The organism is bacterium (assembly GCA_040755755.1).
In the GTDB taxonomy this organism is placed as follows: domain Bacteria; phylum SZUA-182; class SZUA-182; order DTGQ01; family DTGQ01; genus DTGQ01.
This window is the reverse complement of record JBFLZW010000001.1, coordinates 159108-179637: the sequence shown is the minus strand read 5'-3', so window position 1 is coordinate 179637 and position 20530 is coordinate 159108. Positions and strand designations below refer to the sequence as shown.

The following is a 20530-nucleotide window of genomic DNA, read 5'->3' as shown; positions in this document are numbered from 1 at the left end:
TCGGAGTAAATGGCCAACAGTCAATGGCCGGTAGATGTAAATCCGCTTAAAGCTTCCTGTGCTGCCGATTCAGGGAAGAACGCTTCTCCATAATTCCTGATCACGCACAAACTCTTTCGCCAATACTATCGAATATCGAATAGCACATTTCGTTTTTATACCATTAACCTTATTTATTTATCTTTGACAATATAATTGTGAAAGGAGGGATATCCCGTATAGAAATAGTGATCGAGGCATAAAGATATCTCTATCAGGGTAGTTTTCAACCTTACAACACCATAAATATAAGGAAAAGGATGTACAGCTATGAGTAATTACAAGAAAAGCCCAAGATTGATAAAAACCGCACTCGGTACTATTATTGTCCTCGGCATGATTGTCGGCCTGATTTCTTTTGGTCACGCTGCTGCAGTAACAACTCCCACATGGTGGCCTCTGCCTCCTTATAATACCCTGTGGCCATTGTGGTCACCTGTTCTTTCTCCACCGAATGCTATCGGTATTTCAATTCCGATTGTCAGCAGCCTGACCAAAAATACCGTTCTCCCTGTGCAGCCGGGGCTTACCTGGGATCCGGTCAATCAGACTTACCCATGGCTTCTCTATAACACTCCTTCCGGAATGGTGTACTACGACCCGTTGTTCGGTATTAATCTCTGGCCGCCATCATATCTCCTGAGCCCTCTGGGGACGCCTCTTCCCCTCAACCTGAGCAAGATCCTCTGGAGTACCCTGCTGCCGACCAGCACAACCTGGCTCCAGGCAAATGTTCCGGTGGGAAACAGTACCTACTATACCACCTACCCGCAATTCGCCCCTTTGCTGACCACCGGGGCCATCGCGGGGCTGACATTGATTTAGACAGCGTATCACACCATGCATTCATAAGAGTATCCCCGTAAACGGCGATTGCCATGAGCCTGACCTGCTGGGCAGGTTCATGGCAGCCTGTAAATCAAGAAAAGAGGTGTAGTCATGAAAACCCACTCTCCGGGAATCAAATCAGGGAAAAAAGCTATTATGATTTTCAGTATTCTGCTGCTGGCAGCATTCTTCCCCCAGCCTGGCAGCGCTCAGTTTATGCCGTATTATCCCCCTGCCTTTCCTGTTCCCTTTGCCTGCTCTTATTATGGAGGCTTTCCGATTGGAGCGCCGCCTTTTTATGGTTATCCGGGCAGACACGCTGATGTCACCTTGACGAGCCTCCTTCTGGCAAGCACCCTTGCTGCTCCGACTACGACCACCGTACCAACCACAACGGTCGGTGTTACCACAGCACTGCTGCTTGGCGGCGGAGTTTCGACTACAACCCTGGCCCTGCTGGCGGCGGCAGCGCCTACTACTCCCGTTACCACGACGGTCCCGACCGTCACCACGACGCCGACCATTGGAACAACCACAGCCCTGCTGCTTGGCGGAGGGGTTTCAACCTCGACGCTGCTTTTGCTTGGTATTTGACCGGGCTGCTGGAAGTGTGAGGATTTTCCCTTAACCTTTGCCCGCACCAAGGGCCTGCCCGATAAAGATGTCTCAGGGAAAAAATATTGCTCCGGGCTGGTAATGAGCAATTAATGACGACTATTTCCGGGCAGGCCCCCCTCCCTGAATCTCTTTTGATCTTTCTTAGGGGAAAGATGAGATGGCAGTCTTGTTATTTCTTGGTATTTCTCCCGCAGATAACCACCGGCAATTTTTTTCTTTAACTTTTCTCCAGAAAGACCCGGTAGGCTTTAAAGGTCTCGTACAGGTCAGCAACGCTGGCAATTTCAAAGGGGGAATGCATGCCCAGGAGGGGCGGGCCGCAATCGATCATGTCCAGGCCGTATTTAGCCAGAAATTTGGCTATGCTTCCGCCGCCTCCTTCATCCACCTTGCCCAGTTCCTTGGCCTGCCAGATCACGCCGTGCTCATTGAAGAGCCTCCTGATTTCCCCCATATACTCTGCACTGGCATCGTTGGTGGCGTACTTCCCTCTGGATCCGATGTATTTACAGAGGTTGATGCCGTAACCGAGCCGGCAGGCGTTTTGTTTTTCAAAAGCATCCGGATAATTGGGGTCGAGTGCGGCATTTACATCCGCTGACAGGGCTTTGGAGCGAAACAGAAGGTCCCGCACAAGGTATTCTTCCGGCTTGATTCCGGCTTTCTGGAGAAGCTGGCTGACCACAAGCTCTGCAAACCGGGACTGGGAGCCGGTGTTCCCCTCGCTGCCGGTTTCCTCTTTATCCATAAAGAAAACCATTGAGGCGTGCCGGGGGGGAGCGGTCTGGGAAAGGATAGCCTGCAGGGAAGTATAAGCGCAGATACGGTCATCCTGCCCATATCCGCCGACCATGCTGTGGTCCAGGCCGACTGTGCGGGCCGGCCAGGCAGGGACTGCTTCTATCTCCGCGCTGATGAAGTCCTCCTCGATGATTCCGTACCGCTCGTGCAGCAGGGAGAGGATATTCGACTTGACCCGCTCCTTCTCCTCCTGATGCCCGGCTATGGGGTGATGACCGAAGAGAATGGTCAGTTTTTCTCCTTCGATCGCATCTTTCAATTTTTTCTCATCCATAATTCTCTGAGACAGATGCGGCAGAAGATCGCTGATCGTAAATACCGGATCCTGCGGGTTCTCGCCAATGCGAAATTCAATCTTACTGCCATCGGAACGGACCACCATCCCGTGGAGAGCCAAAGGAAGAGCCACCCACTGATACTTTTTAATTCCTCCATAGTAGTGGGTGCGCAGCAAGGCCAGATCCTGGTCCTCATAAAGGGGATTAGGCTTCAGGTCAAGCCGTGGGGAATCGATATGGGAAATGATAATTCGAATCCCCTGACGGATGTCTTCCTGCCCCAGTGAGCAGAGAGCAATATTCTTGTCACGATTGACCTGATAAAATCTGGTACCATTCTCCGGGGAGGATAGCTCATGAAATCCCTGCTCTTTGGCCTGCTTTCGGATGTTGTCAACCGCTTCCCGCTCCGTTTTTGCGATATTCAAAAAGTCGATATACTGTTGGGCAAAAGATGCAGCCTGCTGCCGGTCCTGCTCGCTCAGGCGGTTCCAGACCATTTCTCCTTTCGATTTCAACTTCGCGGGCAGATTGTCCTTTCCCTGCAATTCACTCATGATTCATGACCTCCCTTGAGTACTCCTTTCCCTCTGTAATACCATATCGGTTTTTGACACCTTATCGACTTTGCCCTGAGAAAAAGCCTGGAGCTCTTGTGCATCTTCTGGTTTCCGGTCATCTCGTTCAAGGTGAACAAGGCTATTTTTCCGGCTTGTTCTGGATAGGGACACAGATAAGGTATAGGTTTTTATCCGTTCCGAATGTTCGTGAAATCGTCCTGAAGATGAGGAACAGAAAGGTTGTTTTTTTGAGATAGAAAGCGGCCTGAATTATTGAGGTCAGATATTTTTATTGACGAAGCCCAAAATTAACCCCAGGATATTGCCAGCATAGCGAACGACAAACCAGGGTGTAAAAAATACCCAAAGGCCCTCTGGTGTTACAGTTTCTTACCCCATTTTTCTTCGAGCTTTGCCTTGAGAATAACTCCGAGAGATCCCAGAGGAGGCTCTTCTTTGCCTTTTTTCCCATTGGAAGGAACGTACTCCTGGACATTCTGCTTTTCCACGGTTTCCAGGGCAGACTTCCGGCTCAATCTGATCTTCTCGTTTTCCCGGTCGATACCCAGGACCACGACGTTCATAGGGGTTCCCGCCTTAAACATTTGAGCATGTTTGGTTCCCTTGGAAGTTCCCATTTCTTCATTGGGGACAAGGCCGGTAAGCCCGCTGGGCAATTTAACAAACACACCATAGGGTTTGACCGATTCCACAGTGCCCTCCAGCACGTCACCCTCTTTAAAACCAAGGTCTTCCTTTTTGAATGGATTTATCCGCTCCGGTTCCATCGTCAGGGATATCCTCCGGCCCTGTTCGTCCACTTTAAGAACACGAACATCCACCTTCTGGCCTATCTCAACGACTTCCTTGGGATGTTTTACATGCTGCTCGGCATTTAAATTGGAAATGTGCACCAGGCCATCTACTCCGGGCTCAAGCTCGACAAAAGCGCCAAATTCGGTCAACCGCACTACCGTGCCCTGGAGCCATGCTCCCTCCTGATACCGCTGACTGACGGTCAGCCACGGATCAGCCTGCGTATGCTTCAGGGTAAGAGATATCCGCTGCTTATCCCAGTCGATGGAGGTTACCTTGGCCTGAACCCGCTGGCCGACTTTCAGTACTTCGGAAGGATTCTCGATCCGGCCCCAGCTCATCTCGGATACGGGAATGAGCCCGTCCAGACCGCCCAGATCCACGAAAGCGCCAAAGTTCTGAATAGAGCGTACCGCTCCCGTAATCTCCTGACCAACCTGCAAGGTTTCCTTGAGACTGGCAATCTTCTTTCCCTGCTCTTCTTCGAGGATTTCCCGCCTGGTCAGGATAATGTTTCTCCCACCCTCTTTGTACTCGAGGATGTGAAACATCATGCGCTTCCCCAGGTATTTCGCGAGATTCGCTCCCCGGCGCAGCTCGATATGAGAGGATGGACAGAAGGCCCGCACTCCCGAAACCTTCACCTCAAGCCCTCCCTTGATCTCGCCCATCACGTATCCTTCTACCGGGATGTGGCCCCGGAAGGCATCCTCAAGCTGTTTTTTGTTGGCCTTGGCCTGCCCTCCAACCTTGGTTGTCAGAACAATCTCTCCATCCTGCAGGTAGAGAAACTGGGCTTCTATGTCGTCACCTTCGGCTACCTTGACCTGACTCTGCTCATCCTCGAGCTCGCTTCGAGCAATAACTCCTTCACTTTTACCCCCGCCAAGGTCAACAAAAACCCACTCCTCAGAAATCCGGGCAATCTTGCCTTTGATTTTCTGACCCTGTGAGTATTTCTTTGGCTTGGTGTTGCTTTTTTCCAGGAGTTCGGCCATATTCTCCTCACTCCCTTCATTGTTTGTAGTTTCTTGAATCTTTTCTGCTTCGCTCATAGAAATTAAACCTCCGAAACGAATAAATGGTTATCCTGATTTTGACAGGCTTGAATTCCAGAGTATTTTATGAATTCATCGTCTTCAAAACCGTTGAGGCTCGGATCAATCTTGAAATCCGGTATTTTTTTAACAAAAGAAATCCACTCAATCCTGCTTTCATCATCTCAAGCCCCACTGCACTGGAAAGAATAGCCACTGGGAAAGAGTTAACATATTCCTGACCTTTCATTGCCGGGCCCGGAATAGGTGCAGTCCCTTAAGGATACCATTACAAGAAGAATATTGCAACAGGGGTTATTGAATTTAACTCACGGAAAAAACATTCCAAGTGTAATCAGTGTGCGACCGATATACTGACCAATATACTGATTGATATACACTTTCTTCTATAACTTCCTATCTTTTCATACTATTAAAAACATTGTCAAGAAAAATTTACAGGGGCGGGGCTTTTCGCCCCACCCAATACCGTATGCGATCTGGCACTTGATATTTCATCTCAAAGTCACTGTCTGAAAGGATCCCAATAGGGAAACGAAGGCGTTTCCCTTCTCTGCAGCAGACGAAGCAGTGAATCAGGGAGAATCGATCCTCCCCGCTCCTGCCAGCCGGTTGTTCTGGCACTCGGACCCCGGGAAATATGGTGCCAGGGAAAGTTGACCGACACGTAGTCCTGACCCCTGACCGGGCTGCCGCCATGTTCCGCTTTGAGGGAGCCGCTCAGGACAAGAGGTATCATTTCTTCCCTGACCTCCTTTAACTGCAATACTCTGATAACCTCCTGGGCATTAAAGTCCATGATCAGGTCCTTGTAACCATCTCTGCGCAGATCCGGGCAATCATACGGGTCTCCCCCATCCGAGGGCAGTGTAGACAGGTCTGCATAACTTCGGCGCTCAGGGATGACTTTTCCTGACACACCCTCCCGGCCAAGCCTGATCGACGCGAAATCGATGCTGGTAACATCGAACCCGCTGCTGCCAAGGACGACAACCGAAAAAGGTGCAATACTCGTCATGCTCAGTTGATTCGGACATTTTCCCGGTTTGATATCAACGGCAAGGTCAACCGTTACCTGCTGGGTCTGAGTAATGGAGTGGCCGTGGCCATCAGCATAGGTCCAGGTTACCGTGTAGGTGCCGGGAACACTATAGATGGTAGGATCAGTGGTCGTGGCAGTTATTTTGCCTGCACAGCTATCGGTCGCCGCGGGCGGAACCAGGGTAACCTTGCCTTTTCCGGTGACCGCAGGAAGGGGATCGACGAGCGGAACAGGTGGCTGACTGTCCTGGATAATGACCTGCTGAGTCTGGATTGCATGATTGCTGGCCGGTCCATAGGTCCAGGTCACGGTGTAGACGCCGGGTTTCGTGTAGGAGAGAGTATCACTGGTCGTGGCGGTTATTTTTCTCCCCGTGCAGTATTCGGTGGCAGTTGGTGGTGCCAGGGTTATTCCACATTCGGCTATCACCTCGGGAAGGGGATCCACATCAGGAACAGGGGATTTGGGTGTCAGCCTGATCAATTCCCATCCTCCGTGCGGTTTGTCGGGATCAGGCACCAGGTTGGCCATACTGGCTGTACCAACGTACAGGGCATCTTCGGTTGCAACCATGTTCCGGAAACCGATATTGTTCGTATTACCAAGTCCATCCCAGGACTCGCAAAATGCCGGGGTGTCGGCATCGCAAAAGCGGAAAAGATCACCCCCGGAGGAATTCTGACTGCCGCTGCTCCTCCTCCCTCCAGCATCCATAGTCCCGACATAAAGCTGATCCTGAAAAACAGCCATTGACCAGGTATAATAATTACCCGGCTGGCCCAGACCGGATGAGCCAAAGAGCGGTTTTGCCCCGCCCATGTTATTGGCCACTTCCTCCCATGTACCATAGGTACCGGGATCAGACAAATCAGGAGTATATTTCCACAGTTTTTCCTCTCCATAGAGGAGCTTGATCTCCTGGGCGCTGGTGCCAAAATTCCGCCCGCGGAACAGACTGGTTCTTCGAGTGGTCCCCGTGACGGCCTGGGCACGTTGATTCGGATCTTCCGGCTCTCCGAACACCGTGAAATGAAGACTTTGGGCCACACCGGGCACATGCATGGTTCCCCAGTAGAGGTAGCCTTTGAATGAAGCCAGAGGACCGCCTCCATAGGTGCCTGCCATAAACAGGTCAGGCTCGTAGTCATTCGCCTGCCAGACCTTGGTCCAGGAATTTGCATGGATCGACAACAGTCCTCCGGGCGGAATAGGCGGACTCATATAGAGACCGGCCAATGCCGGCGGCGGAACTATCACCTCCGGCCAGGTTGTTACAAAGAGCCTGCCTTCGTGTTCGGCCAGCTCTACGCCCTCACTGTCCAGCTTGCCAACCACCTCAAATATGAAAGGGTCAATCAGGTTGCCTCTCCATCGCAGCACACTTCCCCCTCCGGCGGTGTCACGCACCGCTGTATAGAGGACATCGTTTACCACCCGCCATTTCCGGATGTCGGCATAAGCAGCCAGGGTCGTTGACCCCAGATAATCTCCCGTATCGGCCCGAAAGGCAAAGAGATTGATCCCTGCGCCCCCGGTAGGCAGACAGGGGCCGCCGAAGATGACCACATTGCCGAGCGCACCGGCTGAGCGAATCCCCATGGTGGTTTTGATCCTTGAATCAAGCGCGGTACATTCGGGTGTTTTCTCGACCAGCGTCTTTGTCCTGGTATGATAGACATAGATTTTGGGCGGCCTCCAATCACCCTGCGGAGGGAGCAGAGGAGGACAAAATTGCGACTCGCCATATTCACACACAGAGTTCGATCTCTCCCGTGGAGTCAGATCGGTTAAACTGCTGCTGGCCATAGCCATACAGGTTACATTGGCGGAGCTTGCAAACCAGATATCGTCTCCGGACATGGTCATGCCCCAGACATAGGTCTGATTTACCTTGGGTACACCCTCCGAACACGGAGGTCCGGGAGGATAGGGCTTGCCAATTCCATTGTAGCATTCATCAGGCTCGGCCTTGCCCAGCAATTCCCGATCCAGGATCGGACAAGGTCCTGTCTGGGCCGATTGAATCGAACCGGTGTCATCCCCGGTTGCCAGAGGAGAGGACGCTTCTCCGGTACAGCAACCGGCTTCAATCCTGCCGGTAAACCCGATAGATACAAGGACAAGTACAGCCATGATCCAGGCCATCTTGAAGACTTTTTTTCTCCCTGATTCCATGTTACTCCTCCCGTCAGTTAGGATTATGGTTAATAATAGATATTTCCCTTCAAGAGATTACCGTCGACAGATGTGGCGAAAATTTTAGCTTCCGGGACATGGAGTTTTTCGTCGCCATCGTTTCACCCTATGGTAATGTGAATCATCGGGTGAACGATTGGGACTCTCAAGTCAGGTGAGATACAGATCGGATATTTTTCTTTCAGGCCATTACGAAAAAACCCGCATTGGCTGTCAATAAACACCCTGTGCGGAAAACAAAAAAGGCAGAAAATAAAAAGATCACTTTCTGCCTTTTTCATAAAGAACATATGGACCGTCTAACCGTCATTTAACAGTTCTAAAAAATCTCTTATTCTCCTTTCTCGATTTTAAAGATCCGGTAACGTACTTTTCATTAGACAGCCATATGGAATTTTTTCCTTGAATCTTGCCTTATCAGGCGAAAGAACCGGAAAATCCTTACGCCGCAAAAATCAGGAAAGATTATTTCAGGGCTTTTCCTTTGTAGACAACCCGATCACCATAGTTTTCACCCTCATGGCAAGTATCGCAGGTAGCTTTGGTAGCCTTGCAGGCCTCCGTATGACATTCGACGCATTTCACATCCTGATGATATTCAAGAATGGGGGTCTCGTCGTCCGTCAGCCGGACAACAGGGTGTTTCGGATGGCACAGGGCGCAATTCGAAGCACCGATATCCTGGTTCGTATGGCACAGGAAACAACTGGTTTTCATATCCGGGAGAAATTTTTGTTCACCATGCGCAATATCACGGTGACAGGGCATACACTGGTATCTTGTTCCGATACTCTTCATCACCTTGATATGTTTGGCATGGTTTAAAGTAACCGTCTGGTCTGGCCGGGTAGCCCTGTCGAGATCCTCAATGTGGTGGCACTCCGACCGAACGCATACTACCGGCTGCGTGGCCTCAAGGTGGTAATCTCCCGTAATGTGATAGACAAGAGAGAAAAGGCCGGCGATTTTAGCCTTCAGAAGTCCCAAAAGACCCGGTTGTGAGTGACATTTCATGCAATTGTGCATCTCAGGATTATCCGGTCCGTGTTTGGATAATTTCCACGCAGCACCAAGCTCCTTCATTTCATGGCAACTGAGACAAAACCACGAAGTACACGTGAGTTCGATTCCCGCGAAAGCAATTGCCCCGAACAATACAACTCCAACAGCGACTAAGGTCAGTTTCTTACCCATGCTCATCTTTTTCTTCTCAGCCACAACCTTTACCCTCCTCTTTATAACACTTATTGGAACAACGGTTAGATTTACGGTATGATTTTATTTTTGGCCATGCTGGGATATGGATAAAACCTTTGGTTAATTGTTTTGATTGATTTTTACGGAAAAAACACTTAAGATTATAGCTCATTAGAACAATGTTTGTAAAGTTAAAATTTTTACTTTTGTTTACCTATAAATAAAGCGGTTAACTTATATTTATATCTTCAGTCATTTATGATGAAATTAATATTTTACTGATTCTGATAAGGCTTATTACTATTCGGCTCATACGCTGTGTCATCGCTATCCGGCAGAAAACAAAAACCGAGGAGACATCTTGAGATATCAGTTTAAATATTTCATCCTGAGCATGCGTCCCCATCAATGGGTCAAAAATATAGTAATTTTTGCTGCAATAATCTTTTCCTATAACATTGTGCGATGGAATATGCTCGCCCGGGTAATGGCTGCTTTTCTGCTTTTCTGTGTTTTTTCAGGATGTGTCTACATTCTCAACGATCTTCTCGACATTGAATCGGACCGGAAGCATCCCCTGAAGTGCCGCAGGCCGATAGCCTCCGGGAATCTCGGAAAATCCACGGCCATCTGGGGAACAGTGGCCATCGGCCTGGGAGGGTCTGTTTCTGCCTGGTTCCTGGGCAGGCCGTTTTTCTTCATTGCTCTCTCGTATTTCCTGCTCCAGGTAGCCTATTCGTATAGATTAAAGCAAATAGTTATCCTGGACGTTTTTTCCATAGCCTCCGGTTTCGTGCTTCGGGTCATTGCCGGAGCTGAAGTCATTCACGTTCCCATATCCTCATGGCTTTTAGTCTGTACCATGCTGCTTTCTCTCTTCCTTGCCCTGAGCAAGAGGAGACATGAGCTGGTATTTTTAAAAGACGAAGCCATCAGTCACCGCAAGACCCTGCAGGAATACAGTCCCTATCTTTTGGATCAGATGATTGCCGTAGTAACCTCGGCTACAGTGGTTGCCTATGCCTTGTATACCTTGGCTCCCGAGACCGTGCAGAAGTTTCACACCACCCGGTTGATTTATACGGTGCCCTTTGTTTTATATGGGATCCTGCGGTACCTCTATTTAATCCACCAGAAACAAGCAGGCGGAAAGCCCGAAGAGCTTCTGGTAACGGATAAGCCCCTGTTAATTAATGTCCTGATCTATGGCCTGGTTGTGATTCTGATTTTATACTTTTAGCTCTGCGGAGGACAGGAACGCTCAGAGCTGATCAGGAAGGTACAGCAGGCAGCCTTCGCCACCTGGCAGGGAGTAGGGAATCCCACAGCTTCGGCCCATGAACTGGTAGGCAGCAAGCCAGTTGCCGGACTGCTGGTTATACCGCTGAAGGCTGGAAACATCTCCGGTTTTCAGAAAGGTGGCCAGCAGTTGATAGGAGGTCAGGCCATCGGAGGAGATGCCCGTCGGGATGCCAAGCAGGTTCAGGCCGGGAGTTAATCTGTCCATTGTCTGGGATAACGAGAATACCTCGATCTGGTCGATGGAAAAATCGACCATTCTTCCCCGCTTCATATAGAGCAGACATCCTCGTGACTCACTCAGGGTAAATTCCTCGCCTTGAATTTCGCCATTCACCCAGGCTGTGGTCAGAAATTTCTGGCTTACCGGATCATAGGCCTGCACTGACTTGGCATAGCCCTCTTCCAGATAAGCCAGAAGCTCATCGGAATAGCGGATTCCCTCCCTGCCGTCGGGACAGACCAGAATGTTGAAGCCTGCGGGAATGTAGACCATCCCGCTGATGCCGATCATATCGGTTTGCCAGTCTGCCTGGCCGTCAGGGTTGGTTACCCGCAGGGTATAGTCTCCGCGACGAAGTCCGGATGGCAAAAGTGCCTGAATTTGTGTCCCTTCGCTGTTCACCTGCTGGACTTGCAGCCTCCAGCAGAATGACTGGGATAAAATCTGCAGACCGGCTTCTCCGGCGGCAAGGTAAATTTTCCCGTTGTGCAGACAGACTTCCCTGACTATGCCGGGAACTTCCACATGGCCGATCAGCACCGGCTTATGCTGATCATGGACATCGACGACGGCAAGATCACCGGGGCCGTCAGCGATATAAGCAAAACCATCGCTCACCGCTACATCACAGGCTTCACCAGGGGTATCCACCCGGGCAATGAGTGCAGGGCGGGTCTTGTCCTGCACATTGATCAGGGCAAGCCCCTGGTTCCCGTCTGCTACATAGGCGATATCGCCATCAACCCAGACCCCCTGGGCCGTACCTGGTGTATCGCAATATCCTGCGGGTGTGGGTGCGGTTGGCAAATCCGCCCTGATAATCACCAGACCCTGGTCTCCATCCGCCGCATAGACAACCTTTCCGGAGACCCAAACATCCATTGTTGTTCCGGGTGTACGGCATCTCCCCAGGACCTGGGGGCTGACCGGATTACTGACATTCAGAACAGCCACACCGTCGGACCCGTCAGCCACATAGACCAGGGGAAAATCCGGGAAGACTCCATAGGCAGTGCCACGGCTGTAGTAGCTCCCTGCCGGCAGGGGGTAGTCGGGATTTTGAATGTTGATGATATAGACCCCTGTCCGCGCATCGACCACATAGGCATAGCTGCCGGACACCTGTACTTTCCGGGCAATTCCCTGAAGGTTATAATTGACTATAAGGGCCGGTTGCTGGGCATCTTCCAGGGCGACAACCTCAAGCCCTTTCTGCCCCCCGGCCAGATAGACATGGTTTTCATCCACCCAGAGCCCCTGGACATCGCCGGGGGTGTCGCATCCTCCCAGAGAGGGGAACCGGTGGGTATTGATAACCTGCAATCCCTCCGGTCCATCGGCCATATAGACATAATCATCTTCAACCCAGAGACCGCAGGCAAGACCGGCTGTAGTAAAACTGCCGATCAGGGCGGGTTTTTGCGGATCCCGGATATCGATCATCTGAAGGCCTCCATCGGCAGCAGCAAGGTAGACGCGGCTTCCGACAGCCCTGATTCCTTCGGCATCACCCGGAACGTTCAGACTTGCAGTCAGGGCTGGATTCTGCGGATCGTTGATATGAATCACTTTCAAACCTGCCGCACCATCGGCCACATAGGCATATTCACCCAGGGTGAACACTCCCTTGGCCAGGCCGTTGGTATCGAAGGTTTGGAGCAGGTGCGGGGAATTGGGATCGGATATGCGGATAATCGCGATTCCCTTTGACCAGTCCGCAACATAGGCGTAATTTCCAGACAGAGAGACTCCGCAGGCAGACCCTGGCGTCTCACAGACAGCCTTCAGAGCGGGATTTCGGGGGTCATGAACATCGACAATGGCCAGCCCCTGATCATTGGCAAGATAAACCAGGCTATCCCTTCCCGTGACCTTCCAGGAATAGCCGGGCAGGGGCAGACTGGCGCAGATCACGGGATTTTCAGGGGCACTGACATCTATCACCTCCAGGCCGTGATTACCATCGGCCAGGTAGACGTACTTTCCGCCTGTCCAGACTCCGCAGGCTGTGCCGGGAGTATCACAGCTTCCGGCCTGAATAAGGTGTCTTTGGTCCTGGATGCGGATGACTTTCAGCCCGCCGCTGTCATCAGCGACATAAGCATATTCTCCGGCAATTGTCACCTCGCGGGCAAAGTCCGGGGTATCACATTTGCCGGATAATACCAGACCCTCGCCATAGATACTGACCACCGCCTGCGGAGAGAAGTTCTCTCCCAGGATGGTAATCGGTGTCACCCCGCCTGCATAGACCAGGGATGGAGTGATGGACTCAAGACGGGGTGCTGTCTCTTCAGCCGCGGCCAGGGATGCAAGAGATGGAGAGAGCACCAACAGAAAAGAAATACCGATGATGGTTACGGCATTCGTAATGGTGTTTCGGCAGGGTAATTTTTCTCCCGCTTTTTGCATCAGAGTTCCTCTTCTCCACTGAGTTTGCTTATCAGGGATTTATTCCCTGCTTATATTCTTACATCGGCAACATGACCGAGGTTATCTGGATGATCGGGATCGCATACCACGAATATCCCCTTGAAAAAAAGAAATGGATAGTATATAAAGATAGCAAAAACCTATCCGAGTTTCATCCCCAGCTTGTATGCGGAGGTCTGAATTGTGATTGTACTCACCGCGGCCATGCCTTTTGAAACTGCCTGGATATCCAGCCAGTTGACCCATCCCCGTCATATTATCCTGGGTAAGTTTACCGCCCTCCAGGGATGCCTTCACGAGTTTAAGGTATTGATATTTCATCTTGGCATCGGAAAAACCAATGCAGCTCATGGCACCACCCTGCTGCTGGAGAAGTTCTATCCAAAGATTCTGCTCCTTATCGGCTGCGGCGGCGCTTATCGGGGGTCGGGCTTGCAGCCCGGGGATCTGGCCATAGCCAACAGGGAAATTTTTGGAGAAGAAGGGGTGATCACGCCGCAGGGGTGGAGATCGACCCATTTTCTGAATCTGCCTCTCCTTCGCAAGGGAGACCGGGCTTATTACAATTCCTTTGAGATAGATCAGGCTGTTTTAAACCGGGCGATGGCCATTCTGCACAAGTTCAATCCCAAGGTCGGCCCCTTCATTACCATTTCCGAAGTCAGCGGCACACAGCAGAAGGCCGAAGAGATGGAGCAGCGCTTTCACGGCATCTGTGAAAATATGGAGGGTGCGGCCGTAGCCCAGTTATGCACCCTGTATGAAGTCCCATTCCTGGAAATCCGGGGAATCAGCAACCTGGTCAAGGAAAGAAACCGGGAAGAGTGGGACCTGTCCGCCGCCGCTCATATCAGTCAGCAGGCTGCCCTGGATCTGGCCACCCAGTGGGAAAAAACGCATGATTGATCTTTCGCTTGGCTACTCTCCCTGCCCGAATGACACCTTTATTTTCTCTGCGCTGGTCCAGGGAAAGGTTCCCCTGCCGGAGGGGATCACCCTGCGGGAACGACTGGAGGATGTCGAGACCCTGAACCGGATGGCTTTTCAGGAGAAGCTGGATATCAGCAAGGTTTCATGCCACGCCTTCGGGCATGTGCGAAACCGCTATGTCCTGCTGCGCTCCGGCTTCGCCCTGGGCAAGGGATGCGGTCCGCTCCTGGTGGAGCGGGGAGAAGATGCACCGGCGGTTGACCTGACCAGACAGCGCATTGCCGTGCCCGGTGAATTCACCACTGCCTTTCTTCTGCTGCGGATGTATGAGCCGAAAGCACAAAATATCATTATTCTTCCCTTTAATCAAATACTTCAGGCTGTCCGACGGGGTGAAGCGGATGCAGGATTGATTATCCACGAAAGCCGCTTTACCTACCAGAGCTTCGGGCTCCGGAAAATCCTTGACCTTGGCGATTTCTGGGAAAAAGAGAGCGGCGGCTGCCCGCTGCCCCTTGGGGGCATCATGGTGCGGCGGGCTCTGGGCCGGGAAACTGCCCGAACGATCGAAGATGCAATCCGTCAGAGTGTCCGCTATGCCCGGGCTCATCCGGAAGAGGCGAAAGACTACATCCGACACCATGCTCAGGAGATGGAGGATTCTGTTATCTTCAGCCATATTGATCTTTATGTCAACGAGTATACCCTGGATATCGGCCAGGATGGAGAAGATGCCATACGCCTGCTCCTGGCCAAAGCCGAAGCCAGAGGAATTGTCCCCCCATCATCCTTTGATCTTTTCCGGTAGTAGTGCAAAAATCACCGGCAAAGCACGTTTCCCCTCCGGGATCGAAATGCTATTTCCAATTATCTTTCGGCTACTTACGGAGATCAATCCCAGACTTACCTACAGCTTATCCACAATTATTGTGAATAACTCATTAAACCTGCTGTTTTTGGAAACTTTTATTGAGGAGGCTTACCATGAAATATTCACCAGCAAAACAGGGGCGCATATTTGTCATACGATTGGAAGATGGGGACATTGTTCACGAGAAGATTGAACAGTTTGCCCGTGAGCAGTCCATTTCATGCGCCTCTCTCATCATAATCGGAGGAGCTGACACCGGCAGCAGGCTTGTGGTCGGACCGGAACAGGGACGGGTAAGACCTGTTCAGCCTATGGAACATGTTCTTGACAACGTTCACGAAATAGCAGGTACGGGAACACTTTTTCCGGATGAGCGGGGCAATCCGGTATTACACATGCACATTGCCTGTGGCAGGGGTACATCCACAATCAGCGGATGTGTTCGCAAAGGTGTAAAGGTATGGCACATTATGGAAGTTATTCTCTTCGAATTGGTAGAATCCACCGGAGTGCGTATTCTTGATGCTGAGACTGGTTTTGGACTGCTCGTACCATAATAAGGAAAAGGGGGGAGCATTCATGTACTGATGTCGATAATTGATTAAACTACTCCGGTATGCTATAGTAGCATGGATTTCCAATCGAAAATATCCCCAGTAAGAGAGTTTTACTTGACATATGCAGATAATTGCTTATATAATGAGTATTTATGCTGCTAATTTAATATCGTTGGTATTATATTATCTTGTTCTCGAGTAATTAAACCACTCTGCACCCGCTAACTTACAGAGGAACAGAAAGTCAGGCAAGAGGTAGAAAATGAAAACATTTATGGCCAAAGAGGAAGATCAGAAAAGATGTTGGTACGTTTTGGATGCCAAGGGTGAGGTCCTGGGCCGGCTGGCCACAAAAGTCGCCGTCATCCTGCGGGGGAAAGCGAAACCAGATTTTACCCCTCACGTTGACACTGGTGATTTCGTTATTATCGTCAACGCGGACAAGGTCCTGATGACTGGCAGAAAGATTCAGCAAAAGATCTATTACCGTCACTCCGGCTATCCGGGAGCGATCAAAGCGACGCCAGCCCACAAGATGATGAAGGAAAAGCCCGAAGAGATTATCAGAAAAGCGGTTAAAGGCATGCTGCCCAAAAACCGGCTGGGGAGACAGGTTTACCGGAAACTGAAGGTATACACGGGACCGGATCATCCCCACCAAGCTCAAGAGCCACAAGTCTTAAAGCTTTCGTGATCCAATCCCAAAAAACCAGGAAGGAAGAGTAATGTCCAGGGAAGAGGGTATGATACGGAGAAAAAAGTATCTTATTCAACAGGTTTTTCAAACGAAATTTATTATACTCTTTCTCTTTTTGGTTATCCTGGGCAGTATCATATCAGGGGGGTTGCTTTACCAAAAGACTTCGGTGGATTTGGGAAATTCATACGGAGAGGCCCACTCGAAGCTGAAAACAACAGGAGAGCTTATTCTCCCGAATGTCCTGATCGGCAATGTCATAGCCATAGTTATCATTGGGATGGCGACGGTAGCTTTGACTGTTTTCATCTCCCACAGGATTGCCGGACCCCTCTACCGTTTTGAAAAAAACACCGAGCGAATTGCCCAGGGAGATTTGACCATTGTCACCAGGCTGCGGCAATCCGACCAGGCCAAGGGTCTGGCGGATGCCCTGAGCAGGATGACTCTGGAGTTGCGGGAAAAATTACTCGACGTCCGCAAGGAGTCGGAAGAGCTGCCGGTACTGCTCGATGAGATGAAGGTTTTGAGTCAGAAGAAAACAGTATCCTCCGAAGAACTGACGGGCATTATAACCCGGTTATCACACATATCTTCAAGCTTGCAGCAGGCTTTGGAGCATTTTAAGCTGTAAATGAAGCATATTAATCGGTAATTCTGATACGTGGCCGTGAAACAAAAGATGAGAGTTATATTCTTATCGCTGCTGTTCTCCTGTGCATTCCTGGTGTACGCAAAATCTTTTGCCGTGGATGAGAGGAACCCGCATACATGGTCAAACGATGAGAATCATACCTTCTGCAGGGAATGTCATGCCAATGATCCCAACACGGTGGTCAGTTACCTCGATGTCCGCCTGAAGCAGGGAGTCACGGCCTCCTGCATGAGAGGGGATGAGGGGATCAACGGTACTAAATGCCATTCCGTGGAAAAACTGGGGCGTACCCATTCGGTCGATGTGGAACCCGGCAAGGATATGAAAATTCCGGAAGACCTGCATCTCGATGAAAATATGAGGATAACCTGTGTAACCTGCCACAACCCTCATGGAAACTGGACCTCGTCCATACCTATGGTGGCGAGGGAAACCAGGGTTGCTGGTACGAATCAATATAGATCATATTTTTTACGGCGGACAAACATCCGCAGTGCATTATGCATTGCCTGCCATGATAAACAATAGGGAATTACCTGAGTAATTACCAACGCCGAAAACCGGTAAGGGAAGAAAGGAGAAAAACACTATGGCACTGGTACAGTATTACGGGACGGGCAAACGCAAAACCTCGGTAGCGAGAGTATTCCTGCGTCCGGGAAATGGCAAGATTCTCATCAACGAGCGGCCATTTGAGGAATATTTTCCTACCGAACGGATGAAAGCCACGGTTTTGCAGCCGCTGAATATAACCGAGTACATCAATAAATACGACATTTCCATCAATGTTGCCGGAGGGGGGATTTACGGACAGGCAGGAGCCGTGCGGCACGGCATATCGAAAGCCCTTCTCCAGATCAACCCGGATCTTCGCCAGAAGCTGAAAAGGGCCGGTCTTATTACGCGGGACCCCAGGGCCAAGGAAAGAAAGAAGTACGGCCAGCGGGGTGCACGGGCCCGGTATCAGTTCTCCAAGAGATAACAGTTGTGACAGTGAAGCCTGACCTGACCAGAGTTGCAGTTATCGGAGGCAGCGGATATACGGGTCTTGAATTGATCCGCCTCGTTCTCGCTCACCCTGACCTTGAGCTGACGTATGTAACTTCCGAACGGCTGGCAGGAAAGAGAGTCCGGGATTGCTTTCCTTTTCTGCATCCCTCCCTGAGCCTGGAATATCAGGCCCTGGATATCAGGTCAGCTCTTCCTGCGGCGGATATCTTTTTTCTGGCCCTCCCGAACGGCATCTCTCTCTCGCTGACACCCGTGCTGCGGGGCGAGGGCAAGATGGTCATCGATCTGAGCGCGGACTACCGGTTCCAGGACCTTGCGACCTATGAGCGGGTTTATGGGAAAAGTCATGCCGATGAATCTCTGGCAGCCCAGGCGGTCTATGGCCTGCCGGAAATCCATCGTCAGAAGATCCGTGCCTCCTCGCTGGTTGCCAATCCCGGCTGTTATGCCACCAGTATCATTCTTGGCCTGGTCCCCTGCCTGCAAGCAGGACTGCTCAATGACCAAATGCCGATTATCGCCGACTCCAAATCGGGTATCTCCGGAGCAGGCAGAAAGCTTGAAGCGACTTATCTGTTTACCGAATGTGATCAGAACGTCAAACCGTATAATATCGGAAAGCATCGGCATGTTCCTGAAATCGAACAGGAACTTGGCCTGTTTGCCCATTCCGCCGTTTCGGTCCTGTTTACCCCTCAACTGGTACCTGTCCGCCGGGGAATACTCAGCAATATCTATGTGCCATTACAGCCGGATCATCCATCCCTCGATGAAATCCGGGAAATCTACTGCCGGTTTTACCAGGATGAGCCCTTTGTCCTGGTTAATCCTGCGGGCAGTATACCCTGCCTGAAGGATGTCTACCTCTCGAATTACTGCCGTCTTGGACTGGTTCTTGATCAGCGGACCAGGACGCTGGTTGTCATCTCGGTTCTCGATAACCTGCTGAAAGGAGCAGCCGGGCAGGCGGTCCAGAACCTGAACATCATGCTCGGCCTGGATGAGAGAGCCGGGCTGGGGGCATTTGTTCCGTATCCTTAAAGAGACAAAAAGAAAAAGCAAAGGACACCACTCAAGACACAGAGGACCGGAGAAAAATACAGATGGAGAGAAAAAATACAGATGGAGAGAATAGATGGACTACTCTGCTGAAGTCAGTGAAAGCTTGGTTTCGGTGAGGGAAGTGCCTTCGGGCGGAGGGCTTTCTCTGGTAAGAGGAATACTGACCGCCGGAGTCAACTGCGGGATTAAAAAGAATAAGAAAGATCTGGCCATAATCTATTCGGAGACGGTCTGCACCGCTGCCGGAGTATTTACCATCAACCCCTTCCGGGCCGCACCGGTCATTGTTTCCGAATCCCACCTTCAGAATTCACTGGCCCAGGCGATTGTCGTTAACAGCGGCAACGCTAATGCCTGCACCGGGGCGGCGGGGCTGGAAGATGCCGAAAAAATGGCCGATATCACCGCCGATGCCCTGCACATATCCAGTGACAAGGTCATCGTTGCCTCAACGGGAATGATCGGCCAGCGATTACCCATGGATAAAATCCGCGACGGAATCCTGGCCGCTTCCGCAAAGCTCTCCAACTCGGCAGACAGTCAGGAAGCGGCTGAAGCGATTATGACCACCGATACTTTTCTTAAATCCGTGGCTGTCGAGATGGACCTGTCAGGCAGGAAGGTCTACCTGGCCGGTATCGCCAAGGGAGCGGGCATGATCAAGCCGAATATGGCTACCATGCTTTCCTTCCTCTGCACCGATGCCGCTATCGAACCCAAACTGCTGAATAAGGCGCTCCGGCAGGCTGTTGACCAGTCCTTCCATGCCATCACCATCGACGGGGATACCAGCACCAACGACATGGTGATCATTCTGGCCAATGGACTGGCGCACAATACCTGTCTGGCTGAAGAAAATGACCCTGACTTTGCCAGGTTCCAGGATGCCATGAACCATGTCACCCTGAAACTGGCCAAGATGATTGTCCGGGACGGGGAAGGTGCCAGGAAATTTGTAGAAATTACGGTCCGCAGGGCACGTGACCGCGAAGAAGCCAGACAGATTGCCTTCGCGGTTGCTGAATCCCCTCTGGTGAAAACATCCTTCAGCGCAGGCCGGTGCATGTGGGGCCGGATACTGGCTGCGGTCGGTTATGCGGGAATACCAATCGAGCCTGATAAGATTGACGTTTTCTACGGCCCCGTTCAGGTCGTCTCAAAGGGTCTTGGCACAGGCAAAGATGCCGAAGCCAATACCATCATGGAAGCGAAAGAGCTCCAGATTACCATTGACCTTGACCTTGGCCGGGAAGAAGCGAAAATTTACACCTGCGACCTCTCGACTGAGTATGTAACCATTAATATGGGCTATAGCTGATAAGAAACATGTGCGATCAGGCCTCAGAGATTTTCACTCTG

17 protein-coding genes are annotated in these 20530 nt (G+C 51.0%); 12 read left to right on the top strand and 5 right to left on the bottom strand.

Going from position 1 to position 20530, the window contains the following annotated elements; genetic code table 11:
- The first annotated feature begins 309 nt into the window (after window positions 1-309).
- Window positions 310-864 (top strand): hypothetical protein, encoded by a 555-nt coding sequence (locus AB1611_00815; protein MEW6378126.1) that lies wholly within the window; start codon window positions 310-312, stop codon window positions 862-864.
- Window positions 865-978: 114 nt separating this feature from the next.
- Window positions 979-1461, top strand: coding sequence for a hypothetical protein (locus AB1611_00810; protein MEW6378125.1), 483 nt, complete (start codon window positions 979-981; stop codon window positions 1459-1461).
- Between the two features lie 241 nt (window positions 1462-1702).
- On the opposite strand, the gene AB1611_00805 is transcribed toward AB1611_00810, so the two are convergent.
- From AB1611_00805 to AB1611_00790, 4 genes are all read right to left on the bottom strand, one after another.
- Window positions 1703-3121: an aminopeptidase gene (locus tag AB1611_00805; protein MEW6378124.1), complete on the bottom strand. Its 1419-nt coding sequence runs from the start codon at window positions 3119-3121 to the stop codon at window positions 1703-1705.
- A 383-nt stretch (window positions 3122-3504) separates the two neighbouring features.
- Entirely contained in the window at window positions 3505-4995 is a 1491-nt protein-coding gene (gene rpsA, locus AB1611_00800; protein MEW6378123.1) for a 30S ribosomal protein S1, read from the bottom strand.
- Between the two features lie 508 nt (window positions 4996-5503).
- On the bottom strand, window positions 5504-8215 hold the full coding sequence (locus AB1611_00795; GenBank protein MEW6378122.1) for a hypothetical protein: 2712 nt from the start codon (window positions 8213-8215) through the stop codon (window positions 5504-5506).
- A gap of 486 nt (window positions 8216-8701) precedes the next feature.
- A complete protein-coding gene (locus tag AB1611_00790; protein ID MEW6378121.1) occupies window positions 8702-9454 on the bottom strand; it encodes a NapC/NirT family cytochrome c in 753 nt (250 codons plus the stop codon).
- Window positions 9455-9794: 340 nt separating this feature from the next.
- On the opposite strand from AB1611_00790, the gene AB1611_00785 reads away from it, so the two are divergent.
- Entirely contained in the window at window positions 9795-10673 is an 879-nt protein-coding gene (locus tag AB1611_00785; protein MEW6378120.1) for a decaprenyl-phosphate phosphoribosyltransferase, read from the top strand.
- A 21-nt stretch (window positions 10674-10694) separates the two neighbouring features.
- On the opposite strand, the gene AB1611_00780 is transcribed toward AB1611_00785, so the two are convergent.
- On the bottom strand, window positions 10695-13367 hold the full coding sequence (locus AB1611_00780; protein ID MEW6378119.1) for a hypothetical protein: 2673 nt from the start codon (window positions 13365-13367) through the stop codon (window positions 10695-10697).
- A 204-nt stretch (window positions 13368-13571) separates the two neighbouring features.
- On the opposite strand from AB1611_00780, the gene mqnB reads away from it, so the two are divergent.
- From mqnB to argJ, 9 genes are all read left to right on the top strand, one after another.
- On the top strand, window positions 13572-14294 hold the full coding sequence (gene mqnB / locus AB1611_00775; GenBank protein MEW6378118.1) for a futalosine hydrolase: 723 nt from the start codon (window positions 13572-13574) through the stop codon (window positions 14292-14294).
- On the top strand, window positions 14287-15126 hold the full coding sequence (locus tag AB1611_00770) for a 1,4-dihydroxy-6-naphthoate synthase (GenBank protein MEW6378117.1): 840 nt from the start codon (window positions 14287-14289) through the stop codon (window positions 15124-15126). Before mqnB ends, AB1611_00770 begins: the two co-directional genes overlap by 8 nt.
- A 176-nt stretch (window positions 15127-15302) precedes the next feature.
- Entirely contained in the window at window positions 15303-15746 is a 444-nt protein-coding gene (locus tag AB1611_00765) for a PPC domain-containing DNA-binding protein (GenBank protein ID MEW6378116.1), read from the top strand.
- 262 nt (window positions 15747-16008) lie between these two features.
- Window positions 16009-16440, top strand: a complete 432-nt coding sequence (gene rplM, locus AB1611_00760; protein MEW6378115.1) for a 50S ribosomal protein L13 — start codon at window positions 16009-16011, stop codon at window positions 16438-16440.
- A 49-nt stretch (window positions 16441-16489) separates the two neighbouring features.
- Complete coding sequence (locus AB1611_00755) at window positions 16490-17077, top strand: methyl-accepting chemotaxis protein (protein MEW6378114.1); 588 nt, start codon at window positions 16490-16492, stop codon at window positions 17075-17077.
- 48 nt (window positions 17078-17125) lie between these two features.
- Complete coding sequence (locus AB1611_00750) at window positions 17126-17626, top strand: hypothetical protein (protein ID MEW6378113.1); 501 nt, start codon at window positions 17126-17128, stop codon at window positions 17624-17626.
- Between the two features lie 61 nt (window positions 17627-17687).
- Window positions 17688-18080, top strand: a complete 393-nt coding sequence (gene rpsI, locus AB1611_00745; protein ID MEW6378112.1) for a 30S ribosomal protein S9 — start codon at window positions 17688-17690, stop codon at window positions 18078-18080.
- 23 nt (window positions 18081-18103) lie between these two features.
- Window positions 18104-19150: an N-acetyl-gamma-glutamyl-phosphate reductase gene (gene argC / locus AB1611_00740; protein ID MEW6378111.1), complete on the top strand. Its 1047-nt coding sequence runs from the start codon at window positions 18104-18106 to the stop codon at window positions 19148-19150.
- Window positions 19151-19244: 94 nt separating this feature from the next.
- Window positions 19245-20489, top strand: a complete 1245-nt coding sequence (gene argJ / locus AB1611_00735; protein ID MEW6378110.1) for a bifunctional glutamate N-acetyltransferase/amino-acid acetyltransferase ArgJ — start codon at window positions 19245-19247, stop codon at window positions 20487-20489.
- Window positions 20490-20530 lie beyond the last annotated feature (41 nt).